11 protein-coding genes are annotated in these 12019 nt (G+C 60.0%); 9 read left to right on the top strand and 2 right to left on the bottom strand.

Going from position 1 to position 12019, the window contains the following annotated elements; translation table 11 throughout:
* Positions 1-101 precede the first annotated feature (101 nt).
* On the top strand, positions 102-1016 hold the full coding sequence (murB, locus tag ACFFIY_RS05490) for a UDP-N-acetylmuramate dehydrogenase (RefSeq protein ID WP_354197795.1): 915 nt from the start codon (positions 102-104) through the stop codon (positions 1014-1016).
* A gap of 436 nt (positions 1017-1452) precedes the next feature.
* Here the strand turns inward: murB and ACFFIY_RS05495 are convergent, their stop codons facing one another.
* Positions 1453-2136 (bottom strand): histidine kinase, encoded by a 684-nt coding sequence (locus ACFFIY_RS05495; RefSeq protein WP_376837203.1) that lies wholly within the window; start codon positions 2134-2136, stop codon positions 1453-1455.
* Positions 2137-2503: 367 nt separating this feature from the next.
* Between ACFFIY_RS05495 and ACFFIY_RS05500 the strand changes: the two genes are divergently transcribed.
* The 8 genes from ACFFIY_RS05500 (at position 2504) to ACFFIY_RS05535 (ending at position 10785) form a co-directional block, all read left to right on the top strand.
* A complete protein-coding gene (locus tag ACFFIY_RS05500) occupies positions 2504-4909 on the top strand; it encodes a Na+/H+ antiporter subunit A (RefSeq protein ID WP_354197793.1) in 2406 nt (801 codons plus the stop codon).
* Positions 4896-5318 carry a Na(+)/H(+) antiporter subunit B gene (locus ACFFIY_RS05505; protein ID WP_354197791.1) on the top strand — a complete coding sequence of 141 codons (423 nt, stop codon included), beginning with the start codon at positions 4896-4898 and terminating at the stop codon, positions 5316-5318. Before ACFFIY_RS05500 ends, ACFFIY_RS05505 begins: the two co-directional genes overlap by 14 nt.
* Before the next feature lie 3 nt (positions 5319-5321).
* On the top strand, positions 5322-5660 hold the full coding sequence (locus tag ACFFIY_RS05510; RefSeq protein ID WP_354197789.1) for a Na(+)/H(+) antiporter subunit C: 339 nt from the start codon (positions 5322-5324) through the stop codon (positions 5658-5660).
* Complete coding sequence (locus tag ACFFIY_RS05515; RefSeq protein ID WP_354197787.1) at positions 5653-7146, top strand: Na+/H+ antiporter subunit D; 1494 nt, start codon at positions 5653-5655, stop codon at positions 7144-7146. Before ACFFIY_RS05510 ends, ACFFIY_RS05515 begins: the two co-directional genes overlap by 8 nt.
* A complete protein-coding gene (locus ACFFIY_RS05520; protein ID WP_354197785.1) occupies positions 7139-7657 on the top strand; it encodes a Na+/H+ antiporter subunit E in 519 nt (172 codons plus the stop codon). The genes ACFFIY_RS05515 and ACFFIY_RS05520 overlap by 8 nt, the downstream gene beginning before the upstream one ends.
* Positions 7657-7941, top strand: coding sequence for a Na(+)/H(+) antiporter subunit F1 (locus ACFFIY_RS05525; protein WP_076759149.1), 285 nt, complete (start codon positions 7657-7659; stop codon positions 7939-7941). Before ACFFIY_RS05520 ends, ACFFIY_RS05525 begins: the two co-directional genes overlap by 1 nt.
* A complete protein-coding gene (locus ACFFIY_RS05530; protein ID WP_354197783.1) occupies positions 7919-8329 on the top strand; it encodes a Na+/H+ antiporter subunit G in 411 nt (136 codons plus the stop codon). The genes ACFFIY_RS05525 and ACFFIY_RS05530 overlap by 23 nt, the downstream gene beginning before the upstream one ends.
* 92 nt (positions 8330-8421) lie before the next feature.
* Positions 8422-10785 (top strand): penicillin acylase family protein, encoded by a 2364-nt coding sequence (locus ACFFIY_RS05535; RefSeq protein ID WP_354197781.1) that lies wholly within the window; start codon positions 8422-8424, stop codon positions 10783-10785.
* 77 nt (positions 10786-10862) lie between these two features.
* Here the strand turns inward: ACFFIY_RS05535 and ACFFIY_RS05540 are convergent, their stop codons facing one another.
* The gene (locus ACFFIY_RS05540) at positions 10863-11918 is read right to left on the bottom strand and encodes a DmpA family aminopeptidase (protein WP_354197779.1); all 1056 of its coding nucleotides are present in this window, start codon (positions 11916-11918) and stop codon (positions 10863-10865) included.
* Between the last annotated feature and the right edge of the window lie 101 nt (positions 11919-12019).

The following is a 12019-nucleotide window of genomic DNA, read 5'->3' on the forward strand; positions in this document are numbered from 1 at the left end:
CTTGTGAAGGACTTTGAATGGAATAAGAAATGCGGTGCGGCCGGCGGGCGGGATGCGCTTCGCCGGCGGCCGTGGAACGGCGATGAAAGGACTGCATTCCCATGAATAAACGGCAATGGGCCGATGATTTGAAAAAGATGCTGCGGAGCGAGGATGTCTTGCTCGATGAAAAGCTGTCGCTGCACACCGCGACGAAGATGGGCGGCTGTGCCGACTTGTTCGTCACGCCGGAAACGGAGGAGGAAACGCAGGAAGTTGTCCGGTATGCACACCGGAACGGGATTCCGATTCTCCTTCTCGGGAACGGGTCGAATATGGTCGTCCGCGACGGCGGGGTGCGGGGCATCGTCCTGAATCTCGGCAAGCTCGATGCGATTCGGGTGGACGGCGGCCATATTTGGGCAGAAAGCGGCGCCGACATCATCCAGGTATCGCGCGCGGCCGCGGCGGCGGGGCTCGCCGGCTTTGAGTTCGCCTGCGGAATTCCCGGCTCGGTCGGCGGTGCGATGGTCATGAACGCCGGCGCCTACGGAGGCGAGATCAAAGACATCATCCGCCGGTGCACGGTGCTCACGAAGGAAGGCGAACGGCTCGTCCTGTCGAAGGACGAACTGGAGCTCGGCTACCGGACGAGCATCATCGCGCGAAAAGGCTACTATGTTTTGTCCGCGGAATTCGATCTGACGGAAGGCGTTCAGGAAGAGATCGACGCGAAAGTCGCAGACCTCACCCACCAGCGCGAATCCAAACAGCCGCTTGAGTACCCGTCCGCGGGCAGCGTCTTCAAGCGTCCGCCGGGCTACTTCGCCGGCAAGCTCATCCAGGATTCCGGCATGCAGGGCAAAGGCCACGGCGGCGCGGAAGTTTCGACAAAACACGCCGGCTTCATCATCAACAAAAACGGCGCCACGGCGACCGACTACATCCGCACGATCGAGATGGTCAAGGCCGAAGTGAAAAAGAACTTCGGCGTCGACCTGGAACTCGAAGTGAAAATCGTCGGGGAAGAAGCGTGAATTTGGAAGACCGGAGGGCGTGGCGCCCTCCGGTCTTTTCAATGCGGCGGATGGGGAGAGAGGCGGCTGCCCGGGGTGAATGTCGGGATAGGGTGCGCGAATGTCGGGAACCGCCCTCTGAATGTCGGGAAAACCCGCCGCCCGGGGTGAATGTCGGGATAGGGTGCGCGAATGTCGGGATAGCGGCGTTGAATGTCGGGAAACGCCTTCTGAATGTCGGGAAAACCCTCCGCCCGGGGTGAATGTCGGGATAGGGTGCGCGAATGTCGGGATAGCGGCGTTGAATGTCGGGAACCGCCTTCTGAATGTCGGGAAAACCCGCCGCCCGGGGTGAACGTCGGGAAAACCCGCCGCCCTCCGCCCTCCGCTGCCTCGCCTCCCCGTGCCGAAAAAGCCGCAGTCCCCTGGGGAACTGCGGCTTTTTCCTATTCCGGTTTCACTTCACGTGCTTTTCTTCCGCGATGCGGTCGACGGTGCCGGTTTCTTCGATCTGGTCGTCGTGGACGTGGACTTGGCACATTTTGTGGTCGTGCATGAATTTGAAGATGCCATTGTTGAAGTCGGTGCCGATCTCCTTGAAGAAGATGCCTTCGAACGCGCAGCCTTTTGTCAGTGTGAAGCTGACGCGGTAGCCGTCGCCGTCTTTGAGAAGGTAAGCGCGGACGCCTTTTTCGTAAAGTCCTTCTTCTTCGGACTTGACGGTGCGTGCCACTGACACGACGTGCAGATCGGCGAACGGGATCTCGCGCAGGAGGACGTTGATGAATGAGCCTTTTGTGATTTCTTCCCAGCGGCTTTGGGCAGTCTGGCCGACGATGATCTGGGTGATGTTCAGCTCGTAGGCGACTTCCTTGATCACTTTGGCGGATGCGCGCTTCTCGTCATCACGAAGGATGAAGTCTTCGGCACCGAGCTCGTCGGCAAGTGCTTTCCAGCTTTCAACGTAGTCGGATTTGTCTGCGTCGAATTCGTCATAGGGCAGCGGATCGACCGTCAGAATATAGAACGGGCAGTCCAGCATGCTGGCCATCTGATGGCCGCGGCGGATGAGCCGCTCGCCGTTCGGCCCGTAGTACACACACACAAGGATGCGTTCGTCCATCCCCGGCTTTTTCATCATGGCGGTGTTCACCTCTCGTTTTTGGTATGCCGGCGGCCCGGTGCTGTGCCGGCCGGCGGTCGTCATTATGGTTCGGCCCGCCCGCCGGGAGTGCGGGAGCGGCCTGTTTCCTGTATAATTGATCAGTGGGGAAATACCGGCACGGCAGGCGCCACGCCCGCCGGAGATCGGGTGTCCCTCTTTCTACATATGCGGGTGGCGGACGGCTTCCAAAAAGACCGGATCCGCCCCGCCTTATACCGGTTTTCGGAATATCAGGTTTTCCGAAGGACCGGCCTGTCGCCCATATTATGCGCCCTGCCGGCCAGTCCGTCAAGGGCTCCCGAAAACGCTTCTCGTGGACACACCAATTTACTGGAGGGTTCCCATGCTGGTTGTTTTAGGAGTATTCTTTCCGTTCGCCATGGCCGCGGTCATTCCGCTGCTGTACCGGGTGGTTCCCGACCGCCGGATCGGCTGGTTTGTGGCGGCGGTCCCGCTTGTTTTATTCGCAGGGCTTGTGAGCATTCTGCCGCGCATTGCATCGGGGAAAACTGCGAATGTCACGGTTCCCTGGATTCCGGCCGCCGGAATCGATCTATCCTTTCATATTGACGGGCTGAGCATGATTTTCGGCCTGCTGATCACGGGCGTCGGAGCGCTCGTCGTGCTTTACTCCATCTACTATTTGTCCCAACGCGAATCGCTCGGCCACTTCTACGCATATATTCTTCTGTTCATGGGCGCCATGCTCGGCGTCGTGTTTTCCGACAATCTGATGGTCCTCTATGCGTTCTGGGAGCTGACGAGCATTTCGTCGTTCCTGCTCATCGCCTTTTGGTACCACCGTAAAGGCTCCCGCTACGGCGCGCGAAAATCCATGCTGATCACCGTATTCGGCGGCATCGGGATGCTCGCCGGGTTCCTCATGCTGTACTCGATGACGGGGACGTTCAGCATCCGCGAGACGATCGCCCTCGCCCCTGCATTGAAATCAGAGCCGCTTTACCTGGCGGCGATGATCCTCGTCATGCTCGGAGCGTTCACGAAATCGGCGCAGTTCCCGTTTCACATCTGGCTGCCGGATGCGATGGAGGCGCCGACGCCGGTCAGTGCCTACCTTCACTCCGCGACGATGGTGAAGGCCGGCATCTACCTGATCGCCCGGTTCACGCCGGTGTTCGGCGGGGAAGCCGCCTGGTTCTGGACGGTCAGCCTCGTCGGAATCATCACGCTCCTCTGGGGATCGTTCAATGCGGTGAAGCAGAACGACCTGAAGGCGCTGCTCGCCTATTCGACAATCAGCCAGCTCGGCCTCATCATGAGCCTTCTCGGTTTCGGTTCGGCGGCGCTGTCGGCAGGGGCCGGGTCCGACCGGGTCCTCTTTGCGCAGGCCGGGTTCGCCGCACTGTTTTACATGGTGAACCATTCCACGTTCAAGGGCTTGCTGTTCATGATCGTCGGCATCGTCGACCATGAGCTCGGCACGCGCGATATCCGGCGGCTCGGTGGCCTGATGGCGCTCATGCCGGTATCGTTCACGCTCGCCGTCATCGGCAGCTTCTCGATGGCCGGGCTGCCGCCGTTCAACGGCTTCCTCGGCAAAGAGATGTTCTTTGAGGCTGCGGTGGCCATCAGTTCCGGGAATCCGTTTGCCGAAGGCGGCGCATCTGCGCTGTTTCCCGTCATTGGCTGGGTCGCGAGTGTCTTTACGTTCATCTACTGCATGATCATCGTCTACCGGACGTTCCTCGGTCCCCGGCAGCCGGAGAAAGTCGACCGGCTGCCGCATGAGGCACCGAAAGGGATGCTCGTATCGCCGATCATCCTTGCGCTGTTCGTCGTCGGGATTTTCTTCTTCCCGAATCTGGCGGGAGCGTACGTCATCGGACCGGCAATGCCGGCGGTGTTTCCGACGCTCTCGGGCGAGCCCGGCCTCGTGCCGCATATTCGGGCGTGGCACGGAATCAACACGCCGCTGCTCATGACGCTCGGCGTCATCACTGCCGGCATCATTCTGTTCATCACGCTCCGCCACTGGCGCCGGATTTACCGGCTGCCGCCGTTCCGGTGGAATCTCGATGCCGTGTACAGAGGCTTGATCGGGGGCACGGAAGCCGGCTCCACGCTCATCACGAAGCGTTACATGACCGGCAATCTCCGTGATTACTTCGTCTACATTTATGTGTTCTTCCTGGCGGCAGCCGGCGGCAGTCTGTTCCTGACAGGTGCATTCAAACCCGATTTCCATATGGAGAAGATCGCGGCTTATGAAGTGGCATACGTTCTCATCATGTCATTCGCCGCGCTGGCCATGCCGTTCGTGAAGTCGAGGATCACCGCGACGCTGCTCAACGGCGTGCTCGGCTACTCAATCGCCATCTTCTTCATTTACTTCCGTGCGCCGGATCTGGCGCTCACGCAGACGGTCATCGAGACGGTGACGACTGTGCTGTTCCTGCTCTGTTTCCGCTTTTTGCCGGACTGGAAGCCGGAGCGGGCGCCCGCCCGGACGAAAATCGTCAATGGGCTCATCGCAGTCGGCGCGGGCGTGCTCGTGACCGGATTCGCGCTGACGGTCAAAGGGTACGACGTGTTCAACAGCATTTCCGGCTACTTTGAAGACGCCTACACGCTTGCCGGCGGCAACAACATCGTCAACGCCATCCTCGGGGACTTCCGTGCGTTTGACACGATGCTGGAAGTGGTCGTGCTCTTCATCGCCGGGATCGGCGTTTATACGCTCATTGTGCTGAAAGCGAAGAAAGGGGGCGGGGACATTGAAGGGAAATGATGTGATCCTCCGGACGGTTTCGCGGATTGTCGTCTTCATCATCCTGACGTTCGGCGTCGAGCTGTTCCTGTCCGGACACAACGATCCGGGCGGCGGATTCATCGGCGGCCTTGTCCTTTCTTCGGCGCTCGTTCTTCTTTACGTCGTCTACGACATCGAAACGGTTCACGAGGGTGTGCCGCTCGACTTCAAGAAAGTCGCCGCGTTTGGCGCGATGCTCGCCGTCCTGTCGGGAACCGCCTCCGCGGTCCTCGGGAAGCCGTTCCTTTCCCAGACGTTCGGCTACTTTGACCTGCCGATCTTCGGCGTCACGGAACTTGCGACGGTCACCATTTTTGAAGCCGGCGTCGCGCTCACCGTCATCGGAACGGTGGAAACGATTATTTTGAGTATCAGCAAGGATGTGTAGCGGATGGAAGTTCACATGATCATATTGACGGGTGTCCTTGTGACCGTGGCGGTCTATTTGCTGCTGTCGCGCAACATGATCCGGATGATTCTCGGCACGGCGGTCCTGTCGCACGCCGTCCACCTGCTGCTCATCACGATGGGCGGCGCGGCCGGCGGGAATGTCCCGCTGCTCGGGGAATCGGACGGGCCGTACGTCGATGCACTGCCGCAGGCACTCATCCTGACGGCGATCGTCATCAGCTTTGCGACGACCGCGTTCCTTCTCGTGCTCGCCTACAGGACCTACGAGGAGACCGGGACGGACGACCTGAGCTACCTCCGGAGGGTGCGCCGTGAATAATATCCTCGTCCTTCCGATGGTCGTCCCGCTGCTCACCGGCTTTGTGCTGTTTTTCCTGCGCCCGTCCGTCAAGGCGCAGAAGCTGGTCGCGTCGCTGTCTCTCCTGTCGCTCACCGCGATCAGCGTCCGGCTGCTCCTGAAAGTCCGGGACGAAGGCATTCTCCGGCTGGACTTCGGCGGATGGAAACCGCCGTTCGGCATCCTGTTCGTCGGCGATTCATTCGCTGCACTGCTCGTCCTGACAACCTCGGTCGTCTCCGGCCTGATCTTGTTCTATGCATTCGCCGCGACCGAGCGGCGGCATGAGAACATGTTTTTCTATCCGTTCTCGTTTTTCCTCGTGGCGGGTGTCAACGGCTCGTTTCTGACCGGTGACCTGTTCAACCTGTTTGTCTGTTTTGAAGTGATGCTGCTCGCCTCTTATGTGCTTGTCACGCTCGGGGGCGGCAGGGCGCAACTCGCGGAATCGGTGAAATACGTCGCGATCAATGTCGTGGCCTCCTGGTTTTTCCTCGTCGCCCTCGCGTTCCTCTACGGGACGGTCGGCACTCTGAACATGGCCCACATTTCGGTCCGGGTGGCAGAGGCCGGACAGGGGCCGCTCCTGAGCGCCATCGCGGTGATTTTCCTCATCGTGTTCGCGCTGAAAGCCGGCCTGCTGCTGTACTTCTGGCTCCCGGGCTCTTATTCGGTGCCGCCCGCACCGGTTGCCGCGCTGTTCGGGGCGCTGCTGACGAAAGTGGGGGTGTACGCGATGTTCCGCGTGTTCACGCTCATCTTTTACCACGACGCGGCCATCACGCACGGGCTCATCGGTGCAATGGCCGTCCTGACGCTTGCCGGCGGCTCGCTCGGCGCCATCGCCTACAAAGACATCCGCGTCATCGCCTCCTACAACGTCGTCATCGCGGTCGGCTTCATGCTGCTCGGCCTGGCCGTCTTCAACGAAGCCGCATTCCAGGGATCGGTGTATTACCTCATCCATGACATGGTGATCAAGGCCCTCTTGTTCCTTGCCGTCGGGTCGATGGTCGTCCTGACGGGAGAGTCGAGAATCGACCGGATGAGCGGCCTCATCCGCAACTATCCGGTGCTCGGCTGGCTGTTTTTCATCACGATGCTGTCGCTTGCGGGCATCCCGCCGTTCAGCGGGTTCATCGGCAAGGTGTACACCGGGCTCGGGGCGGTCGAGGGAGGCAACTACTGGCTGCTGCTCGCAGGGTTTCTTTCCAGCCTGTTCGTGCTGTATTCGCTTTTGCGGATCTTCATGAACTGTTTTTGGGGGGAGACGATCATCACGCCCGAGGAGCAGCGTCCGCTGAATAAGAAAAAGCTGATCCCGCTGTCGCTGCTCGGCGCACTGACGCTGGCGCTCGGCATCGGCACGCAGGCGATCGCGCCGTTCGTCGCGGATGCGGCGCATGTGCTGGCCCATCCGGAGCTTTACATCGACGCCGTGCTCGGGGAGGTGCCGCCGGGTGAATAAATTTCGGAAAAACGGGGAGACGGGGGCGACGGCCGGCCAGTTCCTGCTCAATCTGTTTATCGCGTTCCTCTGGATGCTGCTGCTGGACGAAGACGAGTTCCGGGTGACGACGTTCGCCGCCGGGTTCATCGTCGGGATCTTCATCGTGTTTTTCATGCACCGGTTTTTCGGGACGCAGTTTTACCTGCGGCGGCTGTTCGCGATCGTGAAGCTCGTGTTCATCTTCAACCGGGAACTGGTGAAGTCGAGCTGGTCGGTGATCGGGCAGATCCTGAGCCCGAGGCTGACGATCCGGCCGGGGATCTTCCGCTACGATACGGTGCTGGAAAGCGAAGGGGAAGTGACGACGCTGTCGCTGCTGCTCACGCTGACGCCGGGGTCTGTCGTCATGGAAGTGACCGAGGACGGCCGCGGACTCTACATTCACGCGATGGACATCGAAAATTCAAAGGAAGCCCTGATCGTCCAGCTGAAAAACTTTGAGAAAGCGATCATGGAGGTGACGCGCTGATGGTGAATACGCTGATGCTCATTGCACTGATTCTGTTTTCCTTCACGATTGTCATCGCTGTGTACCGGATCATCAGGGGGCCGTCCAAGCCCGACCGGGTCATCGCGCTCGATATGATCGGCGTCAATCTGCTCGCCTCGATTGCGGTCGTCTCCTGCCTGCTCGAGACGAAGGCGTTCATGGAAGTAATCCTGATCCTCGGCATCCTGAGCTTTATCGGGACGATCGCCTTCTCGAAATATATCGAGAGGGGGGTCATCGTTGAACGCCGACACAATCGTTGAATACGCGGCAGCCATTCTCATGGTGACCGGCGGCCTCATGAGCCTTGTGAGCGCGATCGGGCTGTTCCGGCTGCCGGATGTGTATACCCGGTCGCATGCAGCGACGAAAAGCTCGACGCTCGCGGTGTTGCTGACATTGCTCGGCGGCTTCCTTTACTTTTGGGCGCTCGAACGCTTCATCAGCGTCCGGCTGCTGCTCGGCATCATCTTCGTCTTCCTCACCGCCCCGGTTGCAGGCCACGTCATTATCCGCGCCGCCCACCGCTCCGGCGTGAAGCTTGCGGACATTTCGAAGAAAGACGAACTGGCCGAAGCGAAAGAGAGGCTGTGGCAAGAACAGGAGAGAAACCGGCTGGAGAAAGAGATGAAACACGGATCCGACGGCTAAGGCCGGGCGGGTCCGTTTTTGTTGTCGCGGAGCGGGATAAAGAGGGTTTTTTCCCGGCAAGGAAGAATGGAAGAATCAAGGGGGGAGAGTAAATGAGAAAATGGCCGAAATGGCTGAAAGCGGTCGTCATAGTGCTTGGAACGGCCGCGGTGCTGGCGGTGGCCGCACTGATTTTCGTAAACGCTTACATATCAAAGTCAAAACCGGTGACGGAAGGGGAGCTTTCCGTTCCGGTGCTCGAAGAAGAAGTGACCGTCGTGAGGGATGCGAAGGGGGTGCCGCATATCCGGGCGGAGTCTGATGCGGATCTCTACAGGGCGCAGGGGTTTGTCCAGGCGCAGGACCGCTTGTTCCAGATGGACCTGGCGCGCAGGCAGGCGTCCGGCCGGCTCGCGGAAGTCGTCGGGGAAGCGGCCGTACCGTCCGACAAGCTGTTCAGGACATTCAGCCTGCGCCAGGCGGCGGCCGATTCGGAGTCCGGCTACGGGGAAGATGCCCGCGAAGTGCTCGGCTGGTTCGCGGAAGGGGTGAATGCGTTCATCGGCCAGGCGAAGGAAGACGGAAAGCTTCCGTATGAGTTCCGGCTGCTCGGCTATGAGCCGGAAGAGTGGACGCCGATTGATTCGCTGACGATCGGCAAATACATGGCCTATGACCTGGGCGGCAACTGGCCGGCACTCGCCTTCCGCCACTGGGCGGTGAATGAGTTTGATGGAGGGAAGATGAAGGAGCTGTTTATCCGGTATCCGGAAAATGCACCGTCCATCATCGAGGCGAACCGTGCGAATCCGGTGGCGATCGCGGGCGCGTTCGATGCATCGCTCATTCCCCCGGAGCATAACGGAAGCAACAACTGGGTCGTGTCGGGCGACAAGACGGCGTCAGGCAAGCCGCTGCTTGCGGACGATCCGCACCTCGGGCTGACCACCCCGTCGATCTGGTACGAGATGCATCTCGAATCGCCCGAACAAAATGTGGCGGGCGTCATTTTCGGCGGCATCCCCGGGATCATCCTCGGCCATACCGAAAAAGTGGCATGGGGCGTGACGAATGTCGGACCGGACGTGCAGGACCTCTATATCGAGGAGCAGAACCCGGACAATCCGGCGGAATTCCGCTGGGACGGCGAGTGGGAGCGGGCGACCGTCCGCGATGAGCCGATCAAGGTGAAGGACGGCGGCACGATCGAATTTGAAGTGGTGACGACCCGCCACGGCCCGGTCATTTCGGATATCATGCTCCAGGACACAGGGACGGACGGCGATGTGCTGTCAATGCAGTGGACCGCCCTTGAGCCGACCCGGGAGCTGGAGGCGGTGCTGCAGATGAATAAAGCTTCGGACTGGAATGACTTCGAGCAAGCGCTCCGGAACTTCAACGCTCCCGCGCAGAACTTCGTCTTTGCTTCGGTGGACGGGACGATCGCCTACCGGGCGAACGGCAATATCCCGATCCGCAAAAAAGGAGACGGCCAGCTGCCGGTTCCGGGCAACTCATCCGAGTACGGCTGGGAAGGCTACATCCCGTACGAGGAGCTGCCGACGGCGGTCAATCCGGAGGAAGGATTCGTCGCGACGGCGAACAACCGGGTCATCAATGAGAACTATCCGTATCATATCACCGACTTCTGGGCACAGCCGTACCGGTACGAACGAATCGCGGAAGTGCTCCGGGCCGGAGATTCATTCACGCCCGAAGACATGATGGCTCTCCAGATGGACGTGAAGAACCTGTATGCGCGCGAATTTCTGGAGGACATGCTCGGTTCGCTGAAGAACACGGGGACGGATAAGGAATTCGGCGGAGCGGTGAAGCTCCTCGAGGAATGGAACCAGGAGGACGACAAAGATCTGGCTGCGCCGCTCATCTTCCATAAGTGGATGAAGGAGTTGCCGAAGACGATGTTCCGGAGCACCATGCCGGAAGATGTTTACGGACTCATGCCCGGCAAAAACCACATCACCGACGAAATGATGCGCCGGGCGTATGCCGGCAATCCGGGTGAATGGGTGACGGAATACGGCGGCGTCGACAAATGGGTGAGCGACTCGTTCGAAAAGACGATCAAGGGCATTTCCGGCAAGTACGGCGAAAATACGGACAAGTGGAAGTGGGGCGACTTTCACCAGCTCGTCTTCCCGCATCCGCTCGGCAGCGCTTCTCCGGTGTTCGAGCGGCTGCTGAGTCCGCCGCGCACCGCGACAAGCGGCTCAGGAATCACCGTCCAGGCGGCCGGTTTCAAGGAAGACGGATCCGCTGATCACGGCGCTTCCTGGCGGTTCGTCGCCGATCTGTCCGACCTGTCCAGTACATGGAACATCGTCGGGCCGGGCCAGAGCGGCCACATGAAATCGGAATGGTTCCACGACCAGGCAAAAGACTGGGTCGCCGGGGATTATCATGAGACCCGGATCGACGGCGACGTTGAGGGAGACGTGCTGAAACTCTTTCCTTAAGACGGAGGACCGGGGCGGAAGATAAAATCAAAGAAAGGGCAGGTTCCCCGTATCGGGAGAACCTGCCCTTGTTTGATTCAGCCGAGGGGATCGGTCTCGAAATCGGCTTTTTTGACTGAGCGTCCTTTGCGTCCGCGTGTGTCTTCCGCGTGGAGCAGCGACTGGAGGATCGCTTCCTCGGTGGACTCGATGGCGGCCTGGAACAGGTCGTTCATGAGCGGGTGATCGTCTTTGAATGTTTCGCGTACGATGAGCGGGTCATCGCCGCCATGCGGGACGGTATAGCCGGTGGAGAAAGCGATGATGATGTCGCCGCTGCCGTTGTGGATGTGCGTGCCCGTTCGCCCGAGCCCGATGGATGCCCTTTTTGCAAGACGGCCGAGCTGTCGGCTGTCGAGCGGGGCGTCGGTCGCAACGACGATGATGACGGAGCCGTCCGGCCGTTTTTCATCCCGGTCCGAGGCGGATGGATCCGAGCCCGCAACCGGTGTTTCAGGAGCCGGCTCTTCAGGTGCGACCCATCCGGGGAACCGGCATTCATTGCCGCGTCCGAAGTTCGTGAGCACGAGCGTGCCGACGGTGAATCGGCGTCCCGCATGCTCCGCGGTGCGGGAAGAACTGCCGATTCCCCCCTTTGCGCCGTAGCAGATCATCCCTTTGCCGGCCCCTGTCGCGCCCTGCGCGAATTCACCGCCCGTTGCCGAGCGGATCGCTTGTTCGGCATGCTCCGGACGGACTTCCATCCGTCGCATCGAGTTGAGGAAAGAGTCGTTGCATTCGCCGACGACTACATTGAGCGAGCTGGACGAGTCGCCGATTTCAGGGTTTTCCGAGAGCATATGCCGGAGGGTTCCCTCGAGTACGGCTCCGACGCTGAACGTATTCGTCAGCATGACCGGTGACTCGAGCACGCCGAGTTCTTCAACTTGGATGAGGCCGGCCGTCTTGCCGAACCCGTTGAGGACAAACGAAGCGGCAGGCACTTTTTCCTTGAACAGATTGCCGGCGTGAGGAAGGATGGCCGTCACGCCGGTGCATCGGTAGTCCTCCCCGTCGAGCGGGCCGTCGAGCGTAACGTGGCCGACCGCCACGCCTTCAATGTCCGTGATGGCGTTGAATGTTCCTTTTTTCATGATGAGATTCCCCCTTGGAAATGGATGAACAGGTGGTGAGCAGAGATGAATAGATAGAATGCGGTGATGAATAGATAGAAAGCGGCGATGAATAGATAGAA

Origin of the sequence: Bhargavaea ullalensis, from assembly GCF_042432615.1 — a bacterium.
In the GTDB taxonomy this organism is placed as follows: Bacteria; Bacillota; Bacilli; order Bacillales_A; family Planococcaceae; genus Bhargavaea; species Bhargavaea ullalensis.